Below are 25,986 nucleotides of genomic sequence, written 5' to 3'. Positions count from 1 at the left end.
TATGAGACAAAGAAAATCAGGCGGGGGCCTTGCAAGTAAATATCTACTTACAATACTGTCTATTTTTTGCATTATGCTTTTGTTTGTTAGCTATTCTACTGGTTTTTCCGGTGGTCCACTTGAGACAGTTGCCAATCATCTCTTTATACCTATGCAAAAGGGTATCGATTATATTGGCAGCAGCATTGCTTATTCTTCTGCAGACACCAAGTCAAAAGAGGAACTCATAAAAGAAAATGAGGAGCTTCAAGCTCAAGTAGAATCACTTAATGCACAGATTGATAGCATGGAGCTGAAGCTCAAGGAATTAGATGAACTTCAAGAACTCTATGATCTTGATAAGTCATATTATGATTACGAGACTACAGGAGCTCGAATTATTGGAAGAGGAACAACTAATTGGTTCAATACTTTCACTATTGATAAAGGCAGCAAGGATGGTATTAAAGTCAATATGAACGTTATCGCTGATGGCGGCTTGGTAGGAATCGTTGTATCTGTAGGCGATTCGTATGCTGTAGTACGTTCTATAATCGATGATACATCCAATGTAAGTGCTACAATTTCATCTACTGATGACAATTGTATCGTGTCAGGTTCTCTTGAAAATATGGCATCAAACAATCTTATCAATTTTTCTAATCTATATGATGAAGAGGATAAGGTAGCTATAGGAGATGAGATTGTTACATCTAATATTTCAGATAAATATTTACCAGGTCTGACAATAGGTTATGTGTCATCTGTTACTCCTGATGACAATGATTTGACCAAGTCTGGTACTTTGACTCCAGTGGTTGATTTCAGACATTTGTCAGATGTTTTAGTTGTATTACAACTTAAGGAGTCTTACAAAGTTGAATGATTTTAAGAAACATTTACGAAGAATATCAATCATCGCACTTATAATTTTTATCTGCTATATTTTGCAGACTAGTGTGTTGTCTAGATATCCACTTTCCGGTGTTACCCCTAATATTCTTATTTGCGTTGTAGCTACTTATGGCTTTATGAAGGGTAGACGCTATGGTATTTTAATTGGTTTTTGCACAGGCCTTCTTTTAGATATATATTCAGGTGTCCTTTTTGGATTATATGCTCTTGTATATATGTATATTGGTCTGTTAAATGGTTTATTTAAAAAGCAGTTTTTTGGAGACGATTTAAGACTTCCTATGATTCTCATAGGGACAAGCGACTTGATTTATGGCGTTTTGTCTTATTTCGTCCTGTTTACTATTAGATCTCAGAAGGACTTTTCATTCTACTTTATGAATGTTATTATGCCCGAGGTTGTTTACACACTTGTTGTTTCTATCTTTGTGTATTATGCAATACTGCATATTAACAATTGGATAGAGAAATTTGAGAAGAAAGGTTCTGATAGAATTGGAAATTATTAAGGACTTTTTTATAAATGCATTTTCTTCACGTATTCGTGTCGTTATGGTAGCAATGGTATTTTTTGCTACCGTTCTTGTTTCACGCCTTTTTTATCTTCAGATAATCAATGGTTCTGAATATCAGGACAACTATAATCTGAAGCTCGAGAAAACTGAGTCTATCCCTGCTACTAGGGGCAATATCTATGATAGAAATGGTAATTTGCTCGCTTACAATGAGTTAGTTTATGCCGTAACAATCCAAGATAATGGTACATATTCCAGCAAAACAGAAAAAAGCGAGTCTTTAAATACTGAGATAGCTCAGATTATTTCAAAGCTTGAGGGTAACGGCGATAAAATAGACAATGATTTTGGTATTTATATCGATTCCTCTGGAAATTATCAGTTCTTGTACACTAGCGATACTTTGATTCAGAGATTTAGAGCTGACGTTTTTGGCAAGGCTAATATAGATGATTTGGCCTACAATGAGAAGCTTGGTTTTGATGAGGCTACTGCTACACCGACACAGATTGTTAATTATCTTCAGGGCAGTAGAGTATATAACATTTCTGAAGAGTATGGCAAAAAGCTCAGATATGAAATAATGGTTGTTCGTTACAATATGGGACAGAATTCATATCAAAAATACATTTCGACAGTCATTGCATCAGATGTTTCACAGGAATCTGTAGCCTATATCAAGGAAAATATCAACGAGCTTGTTGGTGTAGATGTAGAACAGCAGTCTGTTAGACGTTATGTTGACAGTGAATATTTTGCTCATATTATTGGTTATACAGGTCAGATTTCTACTGCAGAGTATAAAGAACTATCCGCTAAAGATGATTCAGTAGAGACTACTGATGTTATTGGTAAAATCGGTATCGAAAAGGTGATGAACGATACTCTTGCCGGCAAAAAGGGATATGAAACCCTGTATGTAGATAGTGTTGGTAACACTATAGCTGAAGGTGATCACGTTGCTGCTGTTTCAGGTGACGATGTATATCTTTCTATTGACTATGATTTACAAAAAGCCTCTTATATTTTGCTTGAGCAGGAGATAGCGGGTATTTTATATTCAAAGCTTCGAAATATTAAGAGCTACAAAGTTGAGTCAGACGACGATGTAATTGTGCCTATTTACGATGTCTATTATTCATTTATTAAAAATGGAGTTATAGATATTAATGCTTTTAAGGATGAGTCTGCAAGCGCTACAGAAAAGGCTGTATACTCCGCACATGAATCTAAGCAACAATACGTCTTATCCACTCTAAGGAGCCAGCTCAAGGTAGGAAATGAGACTATCTATAAAGATTTACCTGAAGAATATCAGGCTTATTCTACTTATATTGTCACAACTCTTAAAGCTCTTGGCGTTTTTGATGCCTCTGCTATTGATGCATCTTCTGAAGTACAGATTAACTGGACCAAAGAAGAGATGGCTGTTAATAAATATTTGCTCTACGCCATTGAGAACAACTGGATAGATATTACAAAATACGAAGTTGAGAAGAAATACGCAGATACAGAAGAGCTTTACAATGATTTGATTGATTATGTAATTGATTATCTTAACACTGATGTTGGATTCCAGAAGCTTATTTACAAATATTTGCTTTTAGATGATGGAATAACTGGTAATCAGATATGCATGATTTTATACGATCAGGGTGTTCTTGAAGAAGATGAAGATATGTATTCACGTCTTTCATCTGGCGGTATCACAGCATATGATTTTATGCGTCAAAAGATTAAGTCGCTTGAGATTACACCTGGTCAGATAGCTTTAGATCCTTGTTCAGGTTCTACAGTTATTTTGGATTCAAAAACAGGCGAAGTCTTAGCCATGGTTTCTTATCCTGGCTATGATAATAACAAGCTTGCTAATTCAGTAGATGCTGATTATTATTCATATCTTAATAATACTGCGTCTAATCCGCTTTATAACTATGCAACCCAGCAGCGTACTGCTCCAGGTTCTACTTTCAAGATTGTCAGTGCAACTGCAGGTCTTTCAGAGGGCGTTATTACAACCACCTCAGAAATCGAGGATTTAGGTAAATACATGAAGGTTTCCAACCAGCCTGAATGTTGGATTTATCCTAGTGGCACCCATGGTAGCATTAATGTGTCTGAAGCCATTAGAGATTCTTGTAACTATTTCTTCTACGAAGTAGGTTATAGGCTTGCAGATGGATATAATAAATATGACGATCCTACCGGTATTAAAACAATTACTGATTACGCGTCACTTTATGGTTTGAATGAAACTACAGGTATTGAGATAGAGGAAAATGATCCTCATATTGCGACAGAGTTCCCTGTCATGGCTGCCATTGGTCAGTCTGATAACAACTTTACTACTGTAGGTTTAGCTCGTTATGCTACAGCTATAGCCAGCAGCGGTACTGTATATAATCTTACACTTCTTGATAGTGTAAGAGATTCAGATGGAAAGGTCCTTGAGAGATTTAGTCCATCTGTTAGAAATCATGTAGATGTACTTGATGGTTCTCAATGGAATGCTATTCATTATGGTATGAGAATGGTGTGTGAAAATCTTCATTCCTTTGATAATTTTCAGGTTGAAGTTGCTGGTAAGACTGGTACTGCCCAGCAGTCAAAGACTCGTCCTAGCCACGCTTTATTTATTGGATATGCACCATATGATGATCCTGAAATTGCAATTGCAACTCGTATTGCGTTTGGTTATACATCACATAATGCAGCTGAGGTTTCTAAGGATATTTTGGCTTATTACTTTGGAGTATCAGCTACTGAGGACTTACTTAATGGTGAAGCGACCATGGTTTCAGACTCCTCAGATGAATTTGTACAAGACTAACTAAGGAGTATTTATTATTATGAGTAACGACCCTGTTGTTTTAAAAAGTAATAAATATGGATTATCACTACAATTAGATGCGACTATACCTTTCGAGGAATTAGTTCGAGAGATTTGCAAAAAGTTTGCTCAGTCTGCAGATTTCTTCGGCGAATGTCAGATGATTCTTGAGACTATGGGTCGCGAGCTTTCTACCGAAGAGGGCCTTGTTATAATACAGGCTATTGAGCTTAATTCTAAAATTAAAGTTATACTTTTAAATGAGAATAACGAGCTTAAAGATACTAGAATGCTGGACCAGGTGGACAGATTCTATACAGATGAAATTTTTGAGAATGCTAAGATCATTAGAGGCTCAATTTACAAAGATGATATTGTTACTTCTGATTCTAGTGTAATAGTTCTTGGAGATGTTAAATCTAAGGCAACTATTCAGGCAAAAGGCAATATTATTGTAATGGGCTCTTTACTGGGAACTGCCTACGCTGGATATCCTGATAATACTGGATGTTATATAGTTGCAGGGCAGCTCAATTCTCACAACATTCATATTGGAACTGTTTCTGGTGAGGTTACAGTACAGGAAAAATGGTCTCTTAGAGTTCATAAGAGAGAAGAGGAGCCAGTAGGTATTTCTGTTTGGAATAGAGAGCTTTTAGCAGAGCCTTTAAGTAGTGGTTTATTAAAAAGGATAAAATAATGTTTCATAATTATAAATTTAAGAATCTAGATTTCAAATTAATAATTGCAGTCATAGCCCTTACAATAATTGGCATTTTTGTTATTGGTTCCGCCAATGAGTCCAATCAGCAAAAGCAGATTATTGGTATGATTCTTGGTGTAATTGTTATGAGCGTCATGGCACTGGTCGATTATGATTTTATTCTTCATTTTCACTGGCTATTCTATGGCTTGGTTATTGCTTTGCTTTCATTAGTTCTTTTGGTAGGTGATAAGTCGGGTGGAGCAACAAGATGGATTGAAGTTGGTATCCGTTTTCAGCCTTCTGAGCTGGGTAAGATTCTTCTTATTTTGTTTTTCTCTTGGTTTCTAATGATGCATGAAGAAGATATTAATAAGCCTAAAATTTTAGCTTTTACATTACTTTTATCTTCGGTACCATTATTATTAATAGAAAAAGAACCAGATTTATCTACTACAATTGTCACAATGATGATTATTTGTGTTATGATGTTTGTAGTAGGATTAAGCTATAAATTGGTAGCGATTGTACTTGGTATTTCAATACCTTCTATTGTTATTCTTTTAATACTTGTTTCTAGAGAGGGACAGACTATTTTAAAAGAGTATCAGGGCAATCGAATTCTTGCTTGGCTTAAGCCAGACAAATATCCTTCTAGTTCTTATCAGCAGCAAAATTCTATCATGGCCATAGGTTCAGGTCAGTTATTGGGCAAGGGCTTAGGTAATGATGCTTTTGATTCTGTTAAAAATGGTAATTATATTTCTGAGCCTCATACTGATTTTATTTTTGCAGTAGCAGGAGAGGAACTTGGTTTCTTAGGTTCTGTACTTATAATTGCACTTATTTTCTTTATTACAATTGAGATATTGCTTATTGCAAAAAGGGCAAAGGATATTTCGGGGAAATTGATATGTGTTGGTATGGCTACACTTATTGGCTTCCAGAGCTTCGTTAATATCTGCGTTGTTACTGGTTTATTGCCTAATACTGGTTTGCCATTACCATTTGTATCTTACGGATTGACATCGCTTGTTACCGTATATTTTGGAGTTGGTATTGTGCTTAACGTTGGTCTTCAAGCGAAAAATATAAACGGGAGGCTTTTTTAGATGAATATAGGTTTAGTTGCGCACGATTCTAAGAAGAAGCTTATGCAAAATTTTTGCATAGCTTACCGAGGAATACTTAGCAAGAATGAGATTTTTGCTACAGGTACAACAGGTAGACTTGTTGAAGAGGTGACTAATCTTAGCGTACATAAGTACTTAGCAGGTCACTTAGGAGGCACACAGCAACTTGGTGCACAGATTGAGCAGAATGAGATTGATTTGGTCATTTTCTTGAGAGACCCATTGACAGTTAAGTCTCATGAGCCTGATGTAAATAGTATTGTTCGCATTTGTGATGCGCATAATATACCATTGGCAACCAATCTTGCCACAGCAGAATTATTAATCAAATCATTAGATCGAGGAGACCTTGAGTGGCGTGAAATGTATAAGTAAAGTTTTCAAAATAATTATTACTTGCAGTTTGTGCCTTTCATTGATCGGATGTGGTTCTAATACAAAAGACTCTGTTGCAACATATGATATTTATAATTCGTCTTTTGTATACGGTATTACAAATAATGGTTCTAATTCTAATATACAGTTTTTCAGCGATGGATTGTGTGTAGCAGGAAAAGATGATTTAGGGACATCTGGAGTTGATTCTCAAGTAGCTCAGGCAGGAGGCGCTTTTAATGCAACAGAACAAAGCGTTATATATGCTCAGAATATGCATGAGAAGATGTACCCTGCATCTACTACCAAGATTCTTACAGCATATGTTGCTTGTCTATACGGAGATTTAGATAGCTATGTTACTGTGAGTGAAAATGCCTGCAAACAAGAATCAGATTCTTCCGTAATTGATCTAAAGCCAGGAGATGTTATGTCTCTTAGGGATTTATTATATGGTTTGATCTTGCGTTCTGGTAATGATGCGGCAGTTGCAATAGCAGAATCAATGTGCGGAAGCGAAGAAGAATTTGTAGCTAAAATGAACGAGACTGCTAGAGCACTTGGAGCTACTAATTCCAATTTCGTAACTTCCAATGGATTGCACGATGATAATCATTACACTACAGTCTATGATATGTATTTGATTTTGAATAAAGCTATTCAAAACGAAGAGTTTTATAAGATTTTTACATCTACTAATTACACATGCAATTATACTTCAGGTGGTGAGCCTAAGACTGTTGAATGGAGTACAACTAATCAATATTTAACAAATAGTGTTACTACACCTAGCGGGTTTACAATTTTAGGGGGTAAAACAGGTACAACCGGAGCAGCAGGCTATTGTCTGGTATTATTATCAGAAAACGAAGATAAAGACACAATTATCTCAATTGTATTCAATGCTGACTGCAGATCCAATTTATATCTGTTAATGAGTGAAATTCTTAGTAATTATTGTGTATAATTGTTTAGGTTTTCCTCTTAATATGATATGATATATATATCTTAATAAAGGGAGGTATTTTGCTATGGTGGAAATCATTTCAGGAGAAAAAGGCAAAGGCAAGACAAAGTATTTACTCGACAAGGTAAATACAGACATCAAAAAAGTTGATGGTTCTATTGTCTACATTGACAAAAACACTAAGCACATGTACGAGCTTGATTCCAAGATTCGATTGATTAATATGGGGGATTATCCAATCGATTCTACTGATGAATTTTTAGGTTTTCTTAGTGGTGTGTTATCTCAGAACTCAGATATTCAAGAGGTTTTTCTTGACAGTTTCCTTACAGTATCTTACGTAGATACAAATGAAGGCTTTACATCTGCGATGAATAAGCTGGATAAAATTTGTAATAACTACGACGTTAAATTTGTTATTTCCGTTAGCAAAGATGAAAAAGACCTGCCTGAAAGCGCCAAAGGCAAAATCGTCGTTTCATTATAATAAAAGTAGATATGAGGGGCACTTAAGAGTGTCCCTTTTAATTTGTTTGTTCCTATGAGTAAAAATAGTAAAAAATCTTCACAAAAAGCAACTAAAACAATAATTAGATATCCAAAGCAGTATCATTTTTCAATTGGAATGATAGTTATTGGGGTAATGTGCGTTTACATGGTATATCATTTGTTTACGTATCTTACATCTAATAACGTTACTATATACGAGGTTTCTCAGGGTTCTATTTCATCTAATTTAGAGTATAATGCCCTTGCTATTAGGCAAGAGCAGATTGTCTATGCGGATAATACTGGAGACATTCTTTATCTTTCCGAAAATTTTGGAAAGGTTGGTGCTAAAAGTCAAGTTTATGCCCTTGATACTTCAGGCGAGATTCTTTCTTCAATTGAAGAGGCTAATGAAAATGCTGAAGTAACTCTGGACGAGTCAGACTATGAGAAGCTCCAAAATGTCGTTTCCACTTATATGGTTGATTACGACAATCAGCGCTATGGAAAGACATATGCCTTTAAAACAGAACTAGAGTCACAAGCTGAACAATTATACGCCGTCTCTGCTATTGAAAATATGGGAGATAGCCTAACTGCAGCTATGAATTCTGGAACCTTTAACATTTATTCAAGTCCCACACCAGGATTAATTGTATATTCTATTGATGGATTTGAAGATTTAACTACTGATTCTTTTACTTCTGAATCATTTGATACATCAAAATATACTTCTACTAATCTTAAAGCACAGAAATCTGTGGAGGCAGGCGCGCCAGTTTATAAGCTTATCACATCAGATCACTGGAATCTTATTTGTGAGATTGATAATGACCTGTACGAAGCTCTAAAAGAAGAAACATATTTACAAATTAAATTCTTAGAGGATGATGTTCAAACATGGACTACAATAGCTTTTTCCGAAAAGGCTGGTAAGAGATATATCATTTTATCATTAGATGATTCCATGGACAGATATGCGGATTCCAGATTTGTTCATATTAAATTTATTAATAATAATATTTCTGGTCTTAAAATCCCTAACTCATCTATTGTTGATAAGGATTTTTATAAGATTCCTAAAGCCTATATGGTTCAGGGTAATAATAACGATGATCCTGGATTTATTTTGCAGTCTGATGCAGACAATATTTACATTAATCCTACAATATATTATGAGGATGAGGAGTTCTATTATGTTGATGAGGGTGTTCAGCGAGGCGATAAGATACTAAAGCCTAATTCCAACGAATATTACGTAGTTGGCGCTGATATGGGTACACTTCAAGGTGTTTACAATGTAAATAAAGGATATGCAGTATTTAAGCAAATAGAAATTCTATATCAAAACAATGATTATTCTATTATAAAAACAGGTACTAGCTACGGAATTTCAATGTATGACCATATCGTCTTACAGGGAGATGAGGTAGAAGAGAATACAATCATTAATAATTAGCGAGGTAGTCATGAGAGCAGAAGAATTAAAAGAGAACTTAAAAAGTGTCGAAGAGAGAGTAGCAGCAGCTTGTAAGAGAGCAGGCAGAGATAGAAGTGAAGTTACTTTAATTGCTGTTAGTAAGACAAAACCTGTAGAAGATTTACAGGTTATTTACGATCAGGGAATTCGACAGTTTGGTGAAAATAAAGTTCAGGAGCTTACTGGTAAAATTCCTGAAATGCCAAATGATATTGATTGGCATTTAATTGGGCATCTTCAGAGAAATAAAGTTAAATATATCGTAGATAAAGTTAAGCTTATTCATTCTGTTGATAGCTATCGACTTGCTGAGGAAATTAATATTCAGGCTAAAAAGCATGGTGTAGTTGCTGATATCTTGATTGAGGTTAATGCAGCTAACGAAGCTACAAAGTTTGGAGTTAAGCTTGAGGAAGCAAAAGAACTTTGCAAAGAAATTTCAGAATTAGACGCTGTTCACATCAGAGGTTTGATGACTATCGCACCAAATGTTGTGGTTCCAGAGGAAAATCGAGGGATTTTTCACAAAATAAAGGATTTAGCGGTTGACATAGCCAGCGAAAACTACCATAATATAGATATGGATTTTATATCTATGGGTATGACAAATGATTTTGAAGTAGCCATAGAGGAAGGTGCTACTCATGTAAGAGTTGGCACAGCCATTTTCGGGGAAAGAAACTATGCTTTATAGTTTAAAAGAAGGAGTATGTTATGTTTGAAAGAATGCTTGACGCAATGCATCTTAGCGACGACTATGACGATTACGACGATGATGAATTATATGATGAAGAGGAGAAATCATCCTTCTTTAACAAGTTCTCTAAGAAAGATGATGAGGACAGACGACCAGTTCTAAATAAGCCTTCTGAGAGGGAGACTAGAGCGTCTAAGCCAGCGCCAAAGATTACACCTATGAGAAATAAGGGGAAAGGAACTGTTATGGAGGTATGTGTTATTAGACCATCTTCATTTGAGGATGCTCGAGAGATATCAGAGACACTACTCGCTGATAGAACGGTTCTTCTTAACATGAAGGGCTTAGATTTAGGAGTAGCACAAAGAATCATTGATTTCACTTGCGGTACATGTTACGCAATAGATGGTAACCTTCAGAGAATTGAGGATTACATTTTCATCATTACCCCTGCAGGAGTTGAGTTATCTGGTGATTTAGCAGGAATCGTTGATGCTTTTGACTTTACAGGGATTCAGACAGGATTTTAGTTTATAAGCACCAGAGTCAATCTGGTGCTTTTGTTTATGTGTTGTTTTGACTTACTATAGGAGACATCATGGCAAAAGATATTAATGTAAATTACAACGGACAGTATAGCTATAGCATTTGTATTAGATCTGACTTTAATGATCTTATACCTATGCTTAATGAAAAAGTAAAAAAATCATATGATAAAGTCTGCATAGTTACAGATTCTATTGTTGCTTCTCATTACTTAAGTGATTTGCTAGAGATTTTTAAGAATAATGGTGATGAAGTATATTCTTTTAGCTTTGAAGCAGGTGAAGCATCGAAAACACTCGATACTGTCAGATTCTTATATGAACATTTAATTACTAAGAAGTTTACTCGTAAATCCCTTCTTGTAGCTTTAGGCGGCGGTGTTGTAGGTGATTTGACTGGCTTTGCTGCCAGCACTTTCCTTCGTGGAATTGATTTTATCCAGGTTCCTACTACATTGCTTTCTCAGGTAGACAGTTCTGTTGGTGGTAAGACAGGTGTTGACTTTGACGGCTATAAAAATATGGTAGGAGCATTTTACATGCCTAAGCTTGTATATATGAATCTTTCTACCTTGAAGACACTTGATGACTATAATTTTGCATGTGGTATGGGCGAGGTTATTAAGCATGGTCTCATAGCGGATGCAGATTTTTACAGATGGTTAAGTGAAAATTCAATCAAGCTTAAAGAAAGAGATTTTGATGCTTTAGAATATTGTGTATACACTAATTGCAATATAAAGAGACATGTTGTAGAAATAGATCCTACAGAAAAGGGAATTAGAGCTTATCTCAATTTTGGACATACACTAGGACATGCAATTGAAAAGCATTCTAATTTTACTTTAGGCCATGGTCAGTGCGTTTCTCTTGGAATGATTTGTGCAGGTTATCTATCAGAGAAATTGGGATATATTACAGCAAAGGATAATGAGGAAATCGCTAGAATTTGCCAGTTATATGACTTACCTATTAAGGTAGGAAATATGACTAAGGAACAGGTTCTTGCAGCATCTAAATCTGATAAGAAGATGCAGGGCTCAAAAATCAAATTTACCATTTTAAAAAGTATTGGTGCCGCAGATTCTTATTTAGATTTTACTGATGAAGATTTGCTAGAAGCTATTGAAAAGGTGTTAGAATAATGTTTTACAAGGTTAATAAATGGATATCAATTGTATACAGTCTCATTCTTGTAGGCTTATTAGTTTTACTTGATCAATGGACTAAGCATCTTGCTGTTAGTCACCTGATGAATAAAAGCGATATTATTCTTATACCAAATGTACTACAGTTACATTACTTGGAGAATACTGGCGCAGCTTTTTCTATGCTTGAGGGTAAGCAAACATTCTTTGCAGTGGCAACGCCTGTATTATTAATTCTACTTTTAATAATACTTTTTAGGATGCCACGAGAGAAAAAATACTTATATCTAGATTATATTATTGTCCTAGTTGTTGCAGGTGCAATAGGTAATCATATTGATAGAGTTATTAATAACTATGTAGTAGACTTTATCTATTTTTCTCTTATTAATTTTCCGGTATTTAATATTGCAGATTGTTATGTAACTGTATCCATGATATTATTACTGATATTGATTTTGTTCTATTATAAAGACGAAGATTTAGAAGAAATTAAAAAGAGTATTTTATCAAGAAATTAGTATGGATGAAAGTTTAATCGTAATTGAAGAACCTTCTGATGCAGGCATTCGTATTGATAAATTCCTTGCATCAGCTATACCAGACAAATCACGGAGCCATTATCAAAAAGCTATTGATAATGGCCTTGTTTTGGTTAATGGCAAAACAGTTAAAAGTAAATATCAGACTCGACTAGGTGATGAAATTGTAATTAGTATTGAACCTGTTAAGGAAATAGATATTTTACCTGAGGATATTCCTATAGATATTCTCTATGAAGATAATGATGTAATTGTAGTTAACAAACCAAAGGGCATGGTTGTTCATCCAGCACCTGGTCATTATTCTGGAACTCTTGTCAACGCTTTGATGTTTCATTGCAAGGATTCTTTGTCAGGTATCAATGGTGAGATTAGACCAGGAATTGTTCATAGAATTGATATGAATACAACTGGATCACTTTTAGTTTGCAAAAATGACAAGGCCCATAATGATATAGCAGCACAAATCAAGGTACATTCGGTTAATAGAATCTATAAAGGAATAGTTATTGGTAATTTTAAAGAAGAAGAAGGCACCGTAGATGCCCCAATTGGTCGTAATCCAAAGGATAGAAAGAAAATGGCTGTTGTACCAAACGGACGAGAGGCCGTTACTCATTTTACTGTTTTAGAGCAGTTTAAAGGCTATTCTTATGTACAGTTTAAGCTAGAGACAGGCAGGACACATCAGATACGTGTGCATATGGCTCATATAGGACATCCTCTTTTAGGTGATGATGTCTATGGCAAGCCTGTTAAAAATCTTGAGGGGCAGACTCTTCATGCTCAAACACTTGGGTTCAAGCAGCCTACAACAGGGGAATATGTTGAGGTTAACGCTCCATTGCCTTCTTATTTTGAAGAATTACTTAATAAATATCGTAAGATGACAATTAATTAAAAGGTATAAGCATTAATTTGCTTAGACCCTTATTTTGCTTATTTATCTTTATTTTTAAAATTTACAGCATTTCTCGCCTGTTTTTTGTGTTCATCCTCGATAGCAGCATAGTAATCAATAGTTGTATTTATATTTTCATGTCCTAATACGTCAGCAACTAAGCGAATATCGCCTGTTTCACGATAGAGGGCAGTACCATAAGTACTTCTAAGCTTATGTGGCGTAATTTTCTTGTTAGGAACCACCATTTTCGCGTATTTTTTAACTAAATTCTCAATAGCATCAATACTAATACGCTTGCCCTGGAGAGAGTAGAAGAGAGCGCTTTCGTGGCCTTCTACAGGGTTAATGTATTCTCGTTCGCCATTAATATAGTCTTTTAAAGTCTCTGCAACATCATCATTGAAGTAGATAATATCTTGCCCGCCTCCCTTTCGAACAATTGTTAAAGAATTAACAATAAAATCTACATCGTTTAAATCAAGTCCATTGCATTCGCTGACACGAATTCCGGTATTAAGCATAAGTGTTAATATGGCTAAATCACGACCGCGAGTCTTTTGATTGTATTTTCTTTGACGTTCAGATGTGTAACAATTTCCGTTATCAATTGCATCTAAAATTGCCTGAACCTCGTAATTATTCATACGAACAATGTTTTTATCCTTTTTAAGCTTTGGCAAAGCAACCAGCTGGGTTGGATCCTTAGAAACAAATTCTCTTTGCAATAAATACTTGTACATACTGCGTAAAGGAGACATTTTTCGCGCTATGGCTTTTTTACCATTTTCATGTTGCTCACCAATAACATTTAACTCTAAGTATCTTTGATATTCTTCAAGATCATCTGGAGTAATTTTATCAAGGACGCTGTATTCGATTTTTTTGATGTCCATACCTGTAATTGTAGGGTTGGAGCTCTCTAAAAATCGAAAGAAGGTCAATAAATCATAGCAATATGAAATCAATGTACTTGGTTGCGTAGTTTGTTCCTTGGAATGAATAAAATCAACAGCAGGCTTAGGAAGTTGGAGAATAAGCTCGCGTAATTTTAATTTCTGTTGTTTTGATTTATTTTTATAGAATTCTGAATCCTTACCCATGAAAAACCTCCAAATATCAATGTTTACAACGATTATAGGATTTCCCTGTTTTTACTATTATAACATACTTTCTATCGGAAAAACAGATATTTAACCGATAGATACATATCTTTTTTACACTACTCTTTTTCGAGTAGATTTTAATAAAATACCGTAACTTTTTTTAGTAAATGCAAATTTCTTAAACTTAATGTAAGTTTCTACAGATAAATGCAAAACTTATCCTCTATATAATCCGATTCTTTATCTCTGATTAAAACTTGCAAACACAGTCATGCACTCATCACAATATTGACCTTCCGCTTGCAATGAAAGTGTTACTGGTTCCCTCTTAATAAATTTGTCTTTATATTCCTCAGGATACCAGGTAACCTGTGTAAAAGCTTGCGTAAGACTTCCTGCACTCTTTGCCTCGACAAATCCTGTTCTCATTTCTTTTCCGCACTTAGGACAATTCATAACTATTCTTCCTCCAAAAAACACTCATAATCAAGCATCACTAGTTTTTCCATGGATTCATTACTTATTAACCCTTCTAATCCGAATTTATATTATTCCCTTCACCCAAAAGCATGCTACTAAAATTATGCAGATAATAGAGGGAATGAAGATAAACAGTCTATTTTTCTTATTTCCAAATTGAATAAATCCATAACCTAAGATGTTTGCTATTATTAGCGGAATCATTCCAATAGTAAGTAGCCAACCTCCTCTTTCCCATCTTTCCATCGGCAGCATTGCATCTGGTGCATCAACTATACTGCCTCCGAAAAGAAACAAATAAATGCTATAAGTAAGGCATAGGCAGCCAATCGCATTTAACAAAATTAACAGCAAAGATAATGCGTTTTTCATATTTATAATCCTTTCAAACTCCGATTTATCAATGTCTTTATTTTAGTTGATTTAACAGCCTAAAGACAGCTTTAATTACCATATTTTCAATATTTGTTCAATAGAATTATACTTATATTGTTCTGCAAATCGATTACCTATTGAAGATCTACTAAATAAGGGAGAAAAAATCCATACGATAGCCAAAAGCTTGGTTTATTGCCAAATTATCTTCTATAGTCAGTAGAAACATCCATGAATGAACGCTTACCAGTTATATAGTCATCATAGGCTGTTTCTGCATCTTTGCCATGGAAAACCTGACATAGCCCACACATATCACAATCAGCAATACATGGATAGGTTCTTTTTATATATTCTCGTCGTTCTTCAACTGTAGAATTTGATATGTCTGGTGCCATAGTAGCTTCTCCTATTTTATCTGCCTATCCTGACGGTATGTAGACATGTAATCAGCGTTAATATCAGCTATTTCTCGTCTTCCATCAATGTAATCCTGATAAATATCCCAAGGACTTCCGCCGCCCAGCCAACAAGAAGAACAATTTTCGCATCCACCTCCGCAATCAAGGGATGCTCTGATTATTTCTTCTCGTTCTTCTTTTGTAGTGTCTTTTATAAGAATAGATTTCATAGCGGACCTCACAATTCTTTACAACACTATTAATTATCTCGTATATAAGTATATTATACAGTACAAAAGCTATTTAATATACTCTTCTATCCAATTCATGCAGTCCTTATTTAGCTGAGCAAGCTGGTCTCTACCATTATAAACTCAAAACTCCTTTTAATATTGGTATATAAAATTTACCATAATTCATATTTATCTATTGAATATTCTACATCCTAGTGCTATTGTAATCATAGCTTTATCGCTTTAACGTACTAAACTCTATTTATGAAAGGAAGGATATTTTTATGAAAAAAATCAGTGATTTTATCGGAAAGTACATGGCGATTATCGTTCTAGTTGTGGCAGCACTGGCTTTATTTAAACCGGTTACATGTCTTTGGATTCAAACAACATGGATTAACTATTTATTAATGGTTGTAATGTTTGGCATGGGTCTGACAATTAAACCAGAAGATTTCGTATTAGTGTTTACACATCCAAAGGATATCTTACTTGGATGCCTGGCTCAGTTTACTATCATGCCTCTTCTTGCTTTTATCTTAGGAAAGACATTTGGTCTTGAGGCTGGATTACTTGCTGGTGTAATTCTTGTAGGTACATGCCCAGGTGGTACATCTAGCAATGTTATTACCTATCTAAGCGAAGGTGATGTAGCACTGTCTGTAGGTATGACAAGCGTTAATACTCTTCTCGCACCATTCCTTACACCACTAATTACATATTTATTCTTACATACTTCAGTATCAGTTGATATAAAGGCAATGTTCTTATCAATAATCAAAGTTGTAATTGTACCAATCGCACTTGGATTTATTATAAATCATTTCTTTGGTAAATATACTCAGAAAGTAAAGGAAGCTCTTCCACTTATCAGCGTTCTTGCAATCACAATGATTGTAGCTGCTGTAGTATCTCACAACTCTGAGCAGATTCTTTCAACAGGAGCAATTATATTTGTAGTGGTAATCCTTCATAACTTACTTGGTTATGCATGTGGTTTATTATTAGGAAAAGTTCTTGGTCTTCCACTTGCTAAGAAGAAAGCATTATCTGTTGAGATTGGTATGCAAAACTCTGGTCTTGCAACATCTCTTGCTGGTACAGCATTCCCTGATCTTGCAATGGCTACAGTACCTGGAGCTATTTTCTCAGTATGGCATAATATCTCAGGTGCATTACTTGCAAATCTCTATAGAAGAATGAAATCAGAGGATAATAATTCAAGTCAGCTTGAAGTTAGTCTTGATTCTACAAATTAAAAAATTAAGGTTGCAGATTATTCTGCAACCTTTTATTTTTAATGTTTAAAAACTGCCTGGCTCATCTTCCATGATGATGGCTGCTATAATATATGCTAAAATTCCACAACCAGCGCAGCAGGCAAATATAACCCAAAGTAATCTAATAAATGTAGGATCTACATCAAGATATTCTCCTATTCCGCCGCAAACACCGCAAATTTTTCTGTTATTACTTTTATAAAGTCTTTTATTCATTTTCATCCCTCCATTTATCTATAATCTTAATTTATAAAGATTAATAATACAAGAGACTAGAATTGAATGACATCTTCTAATGTTCTAACAAAAAGTTCAAGCCCTTCTTTGTCTGTCTGTGAAAATCTATTTAGACTAGGGCTGTCAATATCAAGTACACCCACAATCTTACCATTTTTATGAATAGGAACTACTATTTCTGAGTTAGAAGCGCTATCACATGCTATATGACCAGGAAATTCATGTACATTAGGAACTACTATAGTCTCATCATTTTGTACAGCTGTACCACATACACCCCTGCCTAATTTGATTCTAATGCAAGCGACCTTTCCTTGAAATGGACCAAGCAATAAGGAATCATTGTCTATTAAATAAAAACCAGCCCAATTTAAATCATCTAAGTTTTGATTAATTAGGGCAGACGCATTAGATAATACTGGAATATAGCTTGGCTCATCCTCTGCTAGTGCCTTTAACTGTTCTGCAAGTAGCTTATAATCTGTCATTTATACATCCTCTCTTTATGCGAATCCGAAAATGCGAATTCTATTGTAGTTTCCTGTTGAGTATATAATAAATTTGCTAGTTATAGTAGCCTATTTTACGAAAAACTTCGTCCATAAGCTCTGCATTCTTAATAGAAAAATCAGGAGTAATATGCTGAGTTTCGCCATTTAAAATGCAGCTATTAAGCTGAAGCAATCTCAAGTGAATAATTCTGTGGAACGGATATCTTTCGGTCTATTATTTCCTTATCCAGGTATATTTTATATGATAACTCTCCAGATTGATTGAACTCTACATCAGAGCGAATTGCCCCCTTTGAGCCGTGTATATAAAGCTTATCAAAGCGACTACCACTATCCTTGCCAAGTATCATACCAACAGTAAAAGTAGCATTAACACCATTTTTTAATTTGATAATAGCATTAGTAAGCTCATCAACACCAAGTTCTGTGTATCTTGCGTTGGCAATAACAGATGTAGGTGTAGAATCTATCAAAGATAAAATCATGGTAGTGCAATAGCATCCTAAATCATACATTGCACCACCACCCTGGTCTTTGTATAATCGTATATCTTCACTATAGCCCTGAGTTAAAAACTCTGATTCAATATAATCAATTTCTCCGATTAATCCTGAATCTATGTCTGCCTTTAAACTTTTAATATATGGACTATGTAGATATGCATATGCCTCCATAAGTACTACACCATTAGCCTTGGCTGTTTCAAACATATCTCTAGCGGCACTTGCATTAAGAGCAAGAGGCTTCTCACAGATAACATGCTTTTTATGCTGTAGGGCTTCCTTAACCCATTTTAAATGAAGGCCATTAGGCAGAGGAATATAAATTGCTTGTACCTCAGAATCTTCAATTAATTCTTCATAAGAACCATACGCTTTTTGAAATCCAAAATCATCCTTAAACTTAAGGGCCTTATTAATATCTCTTCCTGCAATAGCATAAAGCTCACAAGTATCAACTTGCTGCATTCCAGGAATAGTACAAACCTTTGCAATATTTGCTGTTCCTAAAACACCCCATTTTACCTTTTCCATAAATAAAAACCTCACAAAATATTATTTGATAAAACTATATCAATAATAACAAGTCTTCTATAAAGGAACTAATTAATCATTGGTAAAGGATTAATCAATTTTTGTCATTAATAAAAATAGGAACAAACCAACAATTAAAGGTGATCTGTTCCTATAATATAACTAAATAAATCCTACTAAGTAAGTAAATCTGGCGAATTCTGAGAGTTAACATATACGCCATGCTCTTCCATGGTAGTAATAATTGTATTTCTCACTAAATCTGCCACCTCGTGTGTCTTCATATCCTTGTATGTATCATAGAGGATAGGCTTACCAAATATTACTTTAGTAGTAACAGGACCAGGCTTAAGGCTATTAAATGCAATATAGGAATCTATTAAAGTAACAGGAATAATAGGAACCTGAGCCTTCATAGCGCATTTAAAACTGCCGGGCTTAAATCTCTGAACTATATTACCATTTCGATCATATCCGCCCTCGGAAAAGAGGATAAATCGTGTGCCTTCTTTAACTTCTTTTGTAATCTGGTCCATAATACGGATATTCTGTCGTACGTCATCAAGGGCTAAACGCTTGGCACCAAGCAAATCAACTAATTCTCTAACTAAAAAGCCATATGACTTAGCCTTATCCATAACAAAGGTACAAGGATTATGATGGGCATACATAATACCTAAAGCATCGTATTTGCCCTGATGATTAGGATACATAACATATCCGCCCTCTTCTGGAAGGTTCTCCGTACCGTACACTTCTGTGGTAATTCTAGCACTCTTCTTTAAAAATCTAATAAGTCTAAGAGCGTAAGCATATCTAACCTTCTCGGGATACCTATCCTTGTGTTTGGTCATCTTACGCATGTGGGATACTAAAGATGGTCCACGTTTTAAATTAAAAATAATAGCGATAAAAAATCTAATCATTTACTCTCCTAAAATACAAAATATAGATATGTTATCAAATATATAATCTATATGTATGTATTCTAACACAAGAGAATAAAGTATGTGAATACTTAAAGTTCCTCATATGAGGAATATTCAATAACTAAGTAATTTCCGGCGGTAATATCGTCCTTTGATAAATGATTCAGTGACTTAATATTATCAATGAACTCCCTCTTATCAGTAAAATCTGGTCCCATGAACTGATCTGCTATAGTCCAAAGGGTATCACCATCCTGAACCTCATAGCTGGTGTAATATGTATATACCTCTCTGCTATCCTCTGCAGAAGCATTAATACTAAAAGAAATCATCCCAACAAGAATAGCTGCAACAACCCCAATAAATAACATCATCTTGCGTCTCTTAACAATTAACTCTGCTTTAGTAACTGCTCTCATAATTCTCATCCTCCAAAAAGATGTTCGAAAACGTTTGTTCTGAAAACAATATAATTCACGAACAACCGTTTGTCAATACTTTTTACGAACAAAATTTCGGAAAATTTGTTTGCAAAAATATGTTCTTTATGCTATTGTAATTTTAAGAAAATGAAAGGAGTGTTTTCACTATGGCATACGGAAAAATATCTGCTAAGCAAAGAGAAATACTTGAAGTTATAAAAAGCGAGATTTTAAATAGAGGTTATCCGCCTACAGTGCGTGAGCTTTGTGATGCTTGTAATCTTAAGTCCACTTCTTCTATTCACTCACATTTAGAGACATTAGAGAAAAATGGTTATATTAAGCGTGACCCTTCCAAGCCACGTGCTATTGAGATTGTAGATGATAATTTTAATATGATTAGACGCGAGGTAGTTAATGTACCTGTTGTTGGTAATGTTGCTGCAGGACAGCCACTACTTGCTGTACAGAATATTAATGAGTACTTCCCTATTCCAGCTGAGCATATGCCTAATCAGCAGTCATTTATGCTTCGTGTTAAGGGAGAGTCTATGATTAATGCTGGTATCTTAGATGGTGACACTATTATTGTTATGCAGCAAGATACTGCTAGAAATGGTGATATGGTAGTAGCTCTCGTTGATGATAGTGCTACTGTTAAGACATTCTATAAAGAGGATGGACATATTCGTCTTCAGCCTGAGAATGATAATATGGACCCAATCATTGTTCCTGATTGTCAGATCCTTGGTAAGGTATTCGGAGTGTTCCGCTTCTTCTAACCACCGTAACATTTTTATTAATGCAACGCATATAAATTTAAAAATATAATTTGAATATGTAAAAAATAAAGCCATCTGTAGCTATCAAGCTCTTAGTGTTACTTAAGCGCAGCTTTCCATGCTGAGCGAAGCAATACTAAGACTTGATAGCGTAACAGATGGCTTATTAATTATTAATTACTAATTATTAAAGTTCCTTGGCATCAATAAGAATGCCGTCTTTCCATATACGCTCTAAGTCGTAGAATAATCTATCTTCCTCAGAGAATAAATGAACAATCACATCTTCATAGTCCATAAGTACCCAAGTACTTTGTCTATTTCCCTCGATTGATTTAGCGTGAATTCCCTGCTCGTAAAGAAGACGATCTACTTCGTCCTGCATTGCGTTAAGCTGACTCTGATTCGAAGCTGAAGCTACAATAAAGTAATCAGCCATAATGCTTATATTGGAAATATCGATAGCTTTTACGTCGATGGCTTTTTTATCATCAAGTGCTTTGCAAACAATCTTTGCCATTTCTCTAGATTCCATTTTAAACCTCGCCTTTCATCTCATTTAAATAATAATTGTATGTATCTATTGTGGTAGAATCTACCATTTCAGGATTTTCGTTTAAATAATTAACTGTGTCTTCTAAAATCATGAAAACGCATTTATCTAAATCCTCATAAGCAACAGACCTAAGAATATCAAGTCTTGGCTGTTTATCACGTCCTGGCTCAATATAATCTGCAACGAAAATAATTTTATCAAGCAGATTCATTCCAGGACAGCCTGTTGTATGAACCTCTATTGCATGGGCAATTTGGTCATCAAAAACATCATATTTGCTTTTACAATAGAAGGCTCCTACTTTGCCATGTAAAAGATGAGGATATTTGTATTCAATATCTCTGATAGGTATATTGTTTTTCTCACATACAGATATACGCTTTTCGTCTGATATACATTTGGCACAATCGTGTAGTATGCCTGCTACCATAGCCGTATAAGCCGGATAATTCCATTTTAAGGCCAATGAATAGGCTGTAGTGGCAACACCTAGGGTATGAACATATCGGCTGGATTTGAGCTCTTTATTCATCTCCTGAGACAGTCTCAATATATCGTCATAATGGTATGAGTAAGGGCTATATAAATTATGCTCTATAATATACTCTTCTACTTTTGAATCAAGCCATTCACGAACGCTTTTATCTGTGTAAAAATCCTGTCTTATAACTGATGAAGCTAAACCATTAGCCTTATAATCAATTAAAAAGAAATCACCTGAGAATAAATCTTTACATTCATTGATTGCGTCATTAAGAACATCCATATCATCTCCGAGTCTAGGTGCAACCAATATAGTGGCACAATCAGAGATAACATCAGGCTTTACCCAGTTCTTAAAATAAAGCAAACTGTCACTTCCCATTATAAAGAAGATATCATCAGTAGGATTTTCTTTTTTTATTTCGGTTAAAGAAATATATGAGTAACTCTTACCAGTACGATAAATCTCTCGCTCATCAATAGCTATTTTAGGCTGGTTTGCGATGGCAAGCTTAACCATTTCAAGTCTGCATGCATCAGGAATATTCTCCGCAGTATCCTTGTGTGGTGGATTCCCAGCAACTAAAAAATAAACTTTATCAAGTGAAAATTGCTCTAAAGCAGCCCTTGTTATATCAATATGTGTGTTGTGAATTGGATTGAATGTCCCGCCATATATACCAATTCTCATGTAGTCTCCTTACTGAGGAAGCTTAATAACTGGCTTCTTCGCTGGTCTATAAAGAATAATTTTTCTTCCGATAACTCTAACAACCTCAGAGTGAGTACGCTCAGAAAGGACCTGAGCCATCTCCTTTGGATCGTCAAAACAATTCTTTAATACGTTGATTTTAATAAGCTCTCTTGCCTCAAGAGCCTCATCTACTGCATTGGTATACTCTGGAGTAAGTGAAGCCTTGCCAATTTGAAGAATTGGGCTCATATCTGAAGCAAGTGATGATAAATATGCTCTTTGTTTGTTAGTCATCTATAAACTCCTATTATTTATAATAATCAAATACTAAACCGTACATTCTAACGGTATCACCTTCTTGAATTCCTTTTTCTTCAAGTTCCTTGAGAATACCCTGCTCCTTAAGGAAGTTCTGGAAGAATAAAAATCCTTTTTCAGACTCAAGATTAGTGTAACCAAGCATTTTCTCAATACGAGGTCCTTCTACGACATAGTCGCCCTCGTCATTGATTTCAACTGTGTAAGGCTCCTCTGAGAATGCTCTGATTGTAGGGTCAAACTCCTGCTCATAAACTATTGGAGCATCGTCACATGTTTCAAGGAGTCTAACAACCTCGTATAAAAGGTCTTTAAGGCCCTTTCCTGAAACAGCTGATATAGGGAATACCTTGATTCCCTTTGGCTCGAATTCTGCCTTTAATGCTTCGATAACTTCGTTAGAATCTTCACCAATTACATCCATTTTGTTAGCTGCAATTACCTGTGGCTTCTTAAGAAGCTCTGGGTCATAAGCTGCTAGCTCACCAGATATTGTCTTAATATCCTCAACTGGGTCACGACCCTCTACTGAAGCTCCATCAACCATATGGATAATTACTTTTGTACGTTCAATATGACGAAGAAACTCATGTCCAAGTCCGATTCCCTCAGATGCTCCCTCGATAAGACCTGGGATATCTGCAATAACAAATCCGTTTATATCGTCAACATCCACAACACCAAGGTTTGGCGAAAGTGTTGTGAAATGATAATTTCCAATCTTTGGCTGTGCATTTGTAACCCTTGAAAGGAAGGTTGATTTACCTACGTTAGGATATCCAACAAGTCCCACATCTGCAATAACTTTAAGCTCTAAAAGTACCTCAAGCTCGATGGCATCAATACCTGGCTTAGCATACTTAGGAGCCTGCATAGTAGATGTAGCAAAATGCTGGTTTCCAAGGCCGCCCTTACCTCCTGGAAGAACTATCTGACGCTTATTATCACCAGACATATCTGCGATGACACGTCCTGTCTCAGCGTCCTTTATTACAGTTCCTTCAGGTACTTTTAAAATAAGGTCCTCTCCGTTTTTACCATGACAGTTGTCCTTGCCGCCTTCTTGACCATTTTCAGCAGCAAATTTACGTCTATGTCGGTAGTCAACTAATGTATTAAGGCCTGGATCTACTTCGAAAATAACATCTCCGCCCTTACCACCATCGCCACCATTTGGGCCACCGTTAGGAACATATTTCTCGCGACGGAAACTTACATGACCGTCTCCACCTTTACCTGATTTTATAATAATTTTTGCTCTATCGGCAAACATAAATTTCTCCTAAATAATCAAATCCGCTGGTTACGACTACAAGCCTGAGAGTTTCTCAGCTCATCTAAAACGATTCGCTTAAGAAACCTCAGAGCTTGATGTCTACCAGCTCTTTTAATTGTTCTAAAATTAAATTTGACCCGACATACGATTCGTAGTCGGGTCAATAAATTACTGTTCTACTGGATAGACAGAAGCCTGCTTCTTGTCTCTACCTTTTCTTTCGAAACGAAGTACTCCATCTACTAAAGCAAAAAGTGTATCGTCTCCACCGAGACCTACATTGTTGCCTGGAAGAATCTTTGTACCACGCTGTCTGTAAAGAATATTGCCAGCCTTAACGAACTGACCGTCTGCTCTTTTAGCGCCTAATCTCTTAGACTCTGAATCTCTACCGTTCTTTGTAGAGCCTACACCCTTTTTATGAGCGAAGAACTGAAGGTTCATCTGTAACATGTCTTACACCTCCTTGTATGTGAATGAAATATATTCATCACCGTATTGTTTGTGAATTTCGTCCAAACCTAAAACCATGGAGTCCAATAATAACTGTGACTCACTAGAAATATCATCATTGAATGTCATGCTCATATAGCCGCCATCCTCTGCTGCGTCACACGAGAAAGCATCATCTGTAAATCGCTCAATACTATTAAAAGTATTAATCACAAGAACTGATACTGCCGAACACACTATATCCTGACCGTGGTCAGCATAACCTGCATGTCCCTTAAGTGTAACATTGATATATTTATTCTGGTGTTTGGAAATTACTACGCTAATCATAATTAGCCGTTAATCTTCTCAATCTTAACCTGAGTGAAAGCCTGTCTGTGGCCATTCTTGTTGTGGTAACCTGTTTTTCTCTTGTACTTGTATACGATTACCTTCTTACCTCTGCCTTCTTTAACAACAGAAGCCTCTACTGTAGCACCCTTAACTGTTGGGTCGCCAACCTTGAGATCCTTGTCGCTAACAGCAAGAACCTGATCAAAAGTAACCTTCTCACCAGCTTCAACGCCAAGCTTTTCAATGGTAATGATATCGCCTTCAGAAACTTTGTACTGCTTACCACCTGTTGCAATAATTGCGTACATGGTTGCTCCTCCTTTTTATCATTACTCGCCAGTTTCGGTGGTGCTTCGGTATGAAACACACTTAAAAAACCACACTGAGCGGCATACTCATGTATATTAACACAGCTTTTTTTGTGCGTCAACTGATATCTGAATAAATTGTATAAAAAAATATGAAAATTTAGAAGAATCTAGATTGTTAAGCTAATCTATTTCATGTATGTCCCCAAGGTGCTTCTTCAAATACATATCTAATGAACTTAGATTTTTGCTCCCTGCTTCTCTAATCTTTTTAGCTTCAGCCTCAAGACAGTGCCTACAGGCTTTTCTTAAATCCTCTTCTTCGTTTGATGCAAACCAGTTATTGAATAGCTCATCAGGATCTTCCCCTTCTTTAAATCTACACTTGCTTAGTTGAAGTGTTAACTGAGAGGTGGAACATACTCTGACAGCTTCTTTAGCTTCATCAGTAAGAGTAATCTCCGGAAAATCCTTATTGTATTTTCTGATTTCCTCATCTGCAATCTCTACAGCTTTTGCTTGTACTACTTGGATCATCTCGCCTATTTCCATGGT

Annotated in this window: 34 protein-coding genes; 16 read left to right on the top strand and 18 right to left on the bottom strand. The window is 35.5% G+C overall.

All coding sequences use genetic code 11. The features are described from left to right. Position 1 precedes the first annotated feature (1 nt). From mreC to F0Q01_RS04550, 14 genes are all read left to right on the top strand, one after another. On the top strand, positions 2-865 hold the full coding sequence (mreC, locus tag F0Q01_RS04615; RefSeq protein ID WP_090149714.1) for a rod shape-determining protein MreC: 864 nt from the start codon (positions 2-4) through the stop codon (positions 863-865). Next, the gene (mreD, locus tag F0Q01_RS04610; RefSeq protein ID WP_163927146.1) at positions 858-1,403 is read left to right on the top strand and encodes a rod shape-determining protein MreD; all 546 of its coding nucleotides are present in this window, start codon (positions 858-860) and stop codon (positions 1,401-1,403) included. Before mreC ends, mreD begins: the two co-directional genes overlap by 8 nt. Next, on the top strand, positions 1,390-4,239 hold the full coding sequence (locus tag F0Q01_RS04605; RefSeq protein WP_330388692.1) for a penicillin-binding transpeptidase domain-containing protein: 2,850 nt from the start codon (positions 1,390-1,392) through the stop codon (positions 4,237-4,239). The genes mreD and F0Q01_RS04605 overlap by 14 nt, the downstream gene beginning before the upstream one ends. A 19-nt stretch (positions 4,240-4,258) precedes the next feature. Continuing rightward, the gene (locus F0Q01_RS04600; protein WP_090149717.1) at positions 4,259-4,939 is read left to right on the top strand and encodes a septum site-determining protein MinC; all 681 of its coding nucleotides are present in this window, start codon (positions 4,259-4,261) and stop codon (positions 4,937-4,939) included. Next, entirely contained in the window at positions 4,939-6,054 is a 1,116-nt protein-coding gene (locus F0Q01_RS04595) for an FtsW/RodA/SpoVE family cell cycle protein (protein ID WP_163927144.1), read from the top strand. The genes F0Q01_RS04600 and F0Q01_RS04595 overlap by 1 nt, the downstream gene beginning before the upstream one ends. Further along, complete coding sequence (locus tag F0Q01_RS04590) at positions 6,055-6,450, top strand: methylglyoxal synthase (RefSeq protein WP_090149724.1); 396 nt, start codon at positions 6,055-6,057, stop codon at positions 6,448-6,450. It abuts the gene before it with no gap. After that, the gene (locus F0Q01_RS04585; RefSeq protein ID WP_242941828.1) at positions 6,434-7,417 is read left to right on the top strand and encodes a D-alanyl-D-alanine carboxypeptidase family protein; all 984 of its coding nucleotides are present in this window, start codon (positions 6,434-6,436) and stop codon (positions 7,415-7,417) included. Before F0Q01_RS04590 ends, F0Q01_RS04585 begins: the two co-directional genes overlap by 17 nt. Before the next feature lie 64 nt (positions 7,418-7,481). Beyond that, positions 7,482-7,904, top strand: coding sequence for a twitching motility protein PilT (locus F0Q01_RS04580; protein WP_090149727.1), 423 nt, complete (start codon positions 7,482-7,484; stop codon positions 7,902-7,904). Between the two features lie 54 nt (positions 7,905-7,958). Beyond that, positions 7,959-9,365: an HlyD family efflux transporter periplasmic adaptor subunit gene (locus F0Q01_RS04575; RefSeq protein ID WP_090486742.1), complete on the top strand. Its 1,407-nt coding sequence runs from the start codon at positions 7,959-7,961 to the stop codon at positions 9,363-9,365. Positions 9,366-9,375: 10 nt separating this feature from the next. Further along, on the top strand, positions 9,376-10,080 hold the full coding sequence (locus F0Q01_RS04570) for a YggS family pyridoxal phosphate-dependent enzyme (protein WP_090486739.1): 705 nt from the start codon (positions 9,376-9,378) through the stop codon (positions 10,078-10,080). A 20-nt stretch (positions 10,081-10,100) separates the two neighbouring features. Then, positions 10,101-10,613: a cell division protein SepF gene (locus F0Q01_RS04565; protein ID WP_090149737.1), complete on the top strand. Its 513-nt coding sequence runs from the start codon at positions 10,101-10,103 to the stop codon at positions 10,611-10,613. A 68-nt stretch (positions 10,614-10,681) separates the two neighbouring features. Further along, positions 10,682-11,773, top strand: a complete 1,092-nt coding sequence (aroB, locus tag F0Q01_RS04560; protein ID WP_090486736.1) for a 3-dehydroquinate synthase — start codon at positions 10,682-10,684, stop codon at positions 11,771-11,773. Continuing rightward, entirely contained in the window at positions 11,773-12,297 is a 525-nt protein-coding gene (gene lspA / locus F0Q01_RS04555; RefSeq protein ID WP_090486733.1) for a signal peptidase II, read from the top strand. Before aroB ends, lspA begins: the two co-directional genes overlap by 1 nt. A gap of 1 nt (position 12,298) precedes the next feature. Then, a complete protein-coding gene (locus F0Q01_RS04550) occupies positions 12,299-13,219 on the top strand; it encodes an RluA family pseudouridine synthase (RefSeq protein ID WP_090149746.1) in 921 nt (306 codons plus the stop codon). A 38-nt stretch (positions 13,220-13,257) separates the two neighbouring features. Here the strand turns inward: F0Q01_RS04550 and F0Q01_RS04545 are convergent, their stop codons facing one another. From F0Q01_RS04545 to F0Q01_RS04525, 5 genes are all read right to left on the bottom strand, one after another. Further along, positions 13,258-14,322: a tyrosine-type recombinase/integrase gene (locus tag F0Q01_RS04545; RefSeq protein ID WP_090486731.1), complete on the bottom strand. Its 1,065-nt coding sequence runs from the start codon at positions 14,320-14,322 to the stop codon at positions 13,258-13,260. A gap of 243 nt (positions 14,323-14,565) precedes the next feature. Further along, the gene (locus tag F0Q01_RS04540; protein ID WP_090486729.1) at positions 14,566-14,781 is read right to left on the bottom strand and encodes a PF20097 family protein; all 216 of its coding nucleotides are present in this window, start codon (positions 14,779-14,781) and stop codon (positions 14,566-14,568) included. An 87-nt stretch (positions 14,782-14,868) separates the two neighbouring features. Then, positions 14,869-15,177, bottom strand: coding sequence for a hypothetical protein (locus tag F0Q01_RS04535; protein ID WP_090486724.1), 309 nt, complete (start codon positions 15,175-15,177; stop codon positions 14,869-14,871). A 206-nt stretch (positions 15,178-15,383) separates the two neighbouring features. Further along, entirely contained in the window at positions 15,384-15,578 is a 195-nt protein-coding gene (locus F0Q01_RS04530) for a hypothetical protein (protein ID WP_090486721.1), read from the bottom strand. A gap of 11 nt (positions 15,579-15,589) precedes the next feature. Continuing rightward, the gene (locus F0Q01_RS04525) at positions 15,590-15,811 is read right to left on the bottom strand and encodes a hypothetical protein (protein ID WP_090486719.1); all 222 of its coding nucleotides are present in this window, start codon (positions 15,809-15,811) and stop codon (positions 15,590-15,592) included. A 287-nt stretch (positions 15,812-16,098) separates the two neighbouring features. On the opposite strand from F0Q01_RS04525, the gene F0Q01_RS04520 reads away from it, so the two are divergent. Then, entirely contained in the window at positions 16,099-17,073 is a 975-nt protein-coding gene (locus tag F0Q01_RS04520; RefSeq protein WP_090486716.1) for a bile acid:sodium symporter family protein, read from the top strand. Positions 17,074-17,118: 45 nt separating this feature from the next. Here F0Q01_RS04520 and F0Q01_RS04515 read toward each other — a convergent pair whose 3' ends face one another. From F0Q01_RS04515 to F0Q01_RS04495, 5 genes are all read right to left on the bottom strand, one after another. Next, the gene (locus F0Q01_RS04515) at positions 17,119-17,310 is read right to left on the bottom strand and encodes a PspC domain-containing protein (protein ID WP_090486713.1); all 192 of its coding nucleotides are present in this window, start codon (positions 17,308-17,310) and stop codon (positions 17,119-17,121) included. 56 nt (positions 17,311-17,366) lie between these two features. Continuing rightward, on the bottom strand, positions 17,367-17,819 hold the full coding sequence (locus tag F0Q01_RS04510; protein ID WP_090486707.1) for a GAF domain-containing protein: 453 nt from the start codon (positions 17,817-17,819) through the stop codon (positions 17,367-17,369). Positions 17,820-18,001: 182 nt separating this feature from the next. Continuing rightward, positions 18,002-18,877, bottom strand: coding sequence for a Gfo/Idh/MocA family protein (locus F0Q01_RS04505; protein WP_090486704.1), 876 nt, complete (start codon positions 18,875-18,877; stop codon positions 18,002-18,004). Positions 18,878-19,053: 176 nt separating this feature from the next. Then, the gene (locus F0Q01_RS04500; protein WP_090486701.1) at positions 19,054-19,803 is read right to left on the bottom strand and encodes a lysophospholipid acyltransferase family protein; all 750 of its coding nucleotides are present in this window, start codon (positions 19,801-19,803) and stop codon (positions 19,054-19,056) included. 92 nt (positions 19,804-19,895) lie between these two features. Continuing rightward, complete coding sequence (locus tag F0Q01_RS04495) at positions 19,896-20,225, bottom strand: LysM peptidoglycan-binding domain-containing protein (protein ID WP_163927142.1); 330 nt, start codon at positions 20,223-20,225, stop codon at positions 19,896-19,898. Between the two features lie 170 nt (positions 20,226-20,395). Between F0Q01_RS04495 and lexA the strand changes: the two genes are divergently transcribed. Next, positions 20,396-21,010 (top strand): transcriptional repressor LexA, encoded by a 615-nt coding sequence (lexA, locus tag F0Q01_RS04490; protein WP_090149778.1) that lies wholly within the window; start codon positions 20,396-20,398, stop codon positions 21,008-21,010. A 187-nt stretch (positions 21,011-21,197) separates the two neighbouring features. On the opposite strand, the gene rsfS is transcribed toward lexA, so the two are convergent. The 8 genes from rsfS to F0Q01_RS04450 all read right to left on the bottom strand — a co-directional run bounded on the left by rsfS (position 21,198) and on the right by F0Q01_RS04450 (position 25,983). Continuing rightward, positions 21,198-21,545: a ribosome silencing factor gene (gene rsfS, locus F0Q01_RS04485; protein WP_090149781.1), complete on the bottom strand. Its 348-nt coding sequence runs from the start codon at positions 21,543-21,545 to the stop codon at positions 21,198-21,200. 1 nt (position 21,546) lies between these two features. Then, positions 21,547-22,740: a nicotinate (nicotinamide) nucleotide adenylyltransferase gene (gene nadD / locus F0Q01_RS04480; RefSeq protein ID WP_090486696.1), complete on the bottom strand. Its 1,194-nt coding sequence runs from the start codon at positions 22,738-22,740 to the stop codon at positions 21,547-21,549. A 9-nt stretch (positions 22,741-22,749) separates the two neighbouring features. Continuing rightward, positions 22,750-23,037, bottom strand: a complete 288-nt coding sequence (locus F0Q01_RS04475) for a YhbY family RNA-binding protein (protein WP_090149787.1) — start codon at positions 23,035-23,037, stop codon at positions 22,750-22,752. A gap of 13 nt (positions 23,038-23,050) precedes the next feature. Further along, the gene (gene obgE, locus F0Q01_RS04470; RefSeq protein ID WP_090486693.1) at positions 23,051-24,334 is read right to left on the bottom strand and encodes a GTPase ObgE; all 1,284 of its coding nucleotides are present in this window, start codon (positions 24,332-24,334) and stop codon (positions 23,051-23,053) included. A gap of 171 nt (positions 24,335-24,505) precedes the next feature. Beyond that, positions 24,506-24,790, bottom strand: coding sequence for a 50S ribosomal protein L27 (rpmA, locus tag F0Q01_RS04465; RefSeq protein WP_015549701.1), 285 nt, complete (start codon positions 24,788-24,790; stop codon positions 24,506-24,508). A 3-nt stretch (positions 24,791-24,793) separates the two neighbouring features. Continuing rightward, entirely contained in the window at positions 24,794-25,120 is a 327-nt protein-coding gene (locus F0Q01_RS04460) for a ribosomal-processing cysteine protease Prp (protein ID WP_090486690.1), read from the bottom strand. Between the two features lie 2 nt (positions 25,121-25,122). Then, the gene (rplU, locus tag F0Q01_RS04455; protein WP_090149795.1) at positions 25,123-25,431 is read right to left on the bottom strand and encodes a 50S ribosomal protein L21; all 309 of its coding nucleotides are present in this window, start codon (positions 25,429-25,431) and stop codon (positions 25,123-25,125) included. Between the two features lie 183 nt (positions 25,432-25,614). Beyond that, positions 25,615-25,983: a hypothetical protein gene (locus F0Q01_RS04450; RefSeq protein WP_090486687.1), complete on the bottom strand. Its 369-nt coding sequence runs from the start codon at positions 25,981-25,983 to the stop codon at positions 25,615-25,617. Positions 25,984-25,986: the final 3 nt, after the last annotated feature.

The organism is Pseudobutyrivibrio xylanivorans, assembly GCF_010906925.1.
GTDB lineage: Bacteria > Bacillota > Clostridia > Lachnospirales > Lachnospiraceae > Pseudobutyrivibrio.
The sequence above is the reverse complement of the archived record's forward strand: the minus strand, read 5'-3'. Positions and strand labels throughout refer to the sequence as shown.

Excerpts from the sequence above, each read along its gene's own strand:
- mreC (WP_090149714.1), top strand. The coding sequence starts at position 2 with ATGAGACAAAGAAAATCAGGCGGGGGCCTTGCAAGTAAATATCTACTT.
- F0Q01_RS04600 (WP_090149717.1), top strand. The coding sequence starts at position 4,259 with ATGAGTAACGACCCTGTTGTTTTAAAAAGTAATAAATATGGATTATCA.
- F0Q01_RS04595 (WP_163927144.1), top strand. The coding sequence starts at position 4,939 with ATGTTTCATAATTATAAATTTAAGAATCTAGATTTCAAATTAATAATT.
- F0Q01_RS04590 (WP_090149724.1), top strand. The coding sequence starts at position 6,055 with ATGAATATAGGTTTAGTTGCGCACGATTCTAAGAAGAAGCTTATGCAA.
- F0Q01_RS04580 (WP_090149727.1), top strand. The coding sequence starts at position 7,482 with ATGGTGGAAATCATTTCAGGAGAAAAAGGCAAAGGCAAGACAAAGTAT.
- F0Q01_RS04575 (WP_090486742.1), top strand. The coding sequence starts at position 7,959 with ATGAGTAAAAATAGTAAAAAATCTTCACAAAAAGCAACTAAAACAATA.
- F0Q01_RS04570 (WP_090486739.1), top strand. The coding sequence starts at position 9,376 with ATGAGAGCAGAAGAATTAAAAGAGAACTTAAAAAGTGTCGAAGAGAGA.
- F0Q01_RS04565 (WP_090149737.1), top strand. The coding sequence starts at position 10,101 with ATGTTTGAAAGAATGCTTGACGCAATGCATCTTAGCGACGACTATGAC.
- aroB (WP_090486736.1), top strand. The coding sequence starts at position 10,682 with ATGGCAAAAGATATTAATGTAAATTACAACGGACAGTATAGCTATAGC.
- lspA (WP_090486733.1), top strand. The coding sequence starts at position 11,773 with ATGTTTTACAAGGTTAATAAATGGATATCAATTGTATACAGTCTCATT.
- F0Q01_RS04550 (WP_090149746.1), top strand. The coding sequence starts at position 12,299 with ATGGATGAAAGTTTAATCGTAATTGAAGAACCTTCTGATGCAGGCATT.
- F0Q01_RS04545 (WP_090486731.1), bottom strand. The coding sequence starts at position 14,322 with ATGGGTAAGGATTCAGAATTCTATAAAAATAAATCAAAACAACAGAAA.
- F0Q01_RS04540 (WP_090486729.1), bottom strand. The coding sequence starts at position 14,781 with ATGAATTGTCCTAAGTGCGGAAAAGAAATGAGAACAGGATTTGTCGAG.
- F0Q01_RS04535 (WP_090486724.1), bottom strand. The coding sequence starts at position 15,177 with ATGAAAAACGCATTATCTTTGCTGTTAATTTTGTTAAATGCGATTGGC.
- F0Q01_RS04530 (WP_090486721.1), bottom strand. The coding sequence starts at position 15,578 with ATGGCACCAGACATATCAAATTCTACAGTTGAAGAACGACGAGAATAT.
- F0Q01_RS04525 (WP_090486719.1), bottom strand. The coding sequence starts at position 15,811 with ATGAAATCTATTCTTATAAAAGACACTACAAAAGAAGAACGAGAAGAA.
- F0Q01_RS04520 (WP_090486716.1), top strand. The coding sequence starts at position 16,099 with ATGAAAAAAATCAGTGATTTTATCGGAAAGTACATGGCGATTATCGTT.
- F0Q01_RS04515 (WP_090486713.1), bottom strand. The coding sequence starts at position 17,310 with ATGAATAAAAGACTTTATAAAAGTAATAACAGAAAAATTTGCGGTGTT.
- F0Q01_RS04510 (WP_090486707.1), bottom strand. The coding sequence starts at position 17,819 with ATGACAGATTATAAGCTACTTGCAGAACAGTTAAAGGCACTAGCAGAG.
- F0Q01_RS04505 (WP_090486704.1), bottom strand. The coding sequence starts at position 18,877 with ATGGAAAAGGTAAAATGGGGTGTTTTAGGAACAGCAAATATTGCAAAG.
- F0Q01_RS04500 (WP_090486701.1), bottom strand. The coding sequence starts at position 19,803 with ATGATTAGATTTTTTATCGCTATTATTTTTAATTTAAAACGTGGACCA.
- F0Q01_RS04495 (WP_163927142.1), bottom strand. The coding sequence starts at position 20,225 with ATGAGAGCAGTTACTAAAGCAGAGTTAATTGTTAAGAGACGCAAGATG.
- lexA (WP_090149778.1), top strand. The coding sequence starts at position 20,396 with ATGGCATACGGAAAAATATCTGCTAAGCAAAGAGAAATACTTGAAGTT.
- rsfS (WP_090149781.1), bottom strand. The coding sequence starts at position 21,545 with ATGGAATCTAGAGAAATGGCAAAGATTGTTTGCAAAGCACTTGATGAT.
- nadD (WP_090486696.1), bottom strand. The coding sequence starts at position 22,740 with ATGAGAATTGGTATATATGGCGGGACATTCAATCCAATTCACAACACA.
- F0Q01_RS04475 (WP_090149787.1), bottom strand. The coding sequence starts at position 23,037 with ATGACTAACAAACAAAGAGCATATTTATCATCACTTGCTTCAGATATG.
- obgE (WP_090486693.1), bottom strand. The coding sequence starts at position 24,334 with ATGTTTGCCGATAGAGCAAAAATTATTATAAAATCAGGTAAAGGTGGA.
- rpmA (WP_015549701.1), bottom strand. The coding sequence starts at position 24,790 with ATGTTACAGATGAACCTTCAGTTCTTCGCTCATAAAAAGGGTGTAGGC.
- F0Q01_RS04460 (WP_090486690.1), bottom strand. The coding sequence starts at position 25,120 with ATGATTAGCGTAGTAATTTCCAAACACCAGAATAAATATATCAATGTT.
- rplU (WP_090149795.1), bottom strand. The coding sequence starts at position 25,431 with ATGTACGCAATTATTGCAACAGGTGGTAAGCAGTACAAAGTTTCTGAA.
- F0Q01_RS04450 (WP_090486687.1), bottom strand. The coding sequence starts at position 25,983 with ATGGAAATAGGCGAGATGATCCAAGTAGTACAAGCAAAAGCTGTAGAG.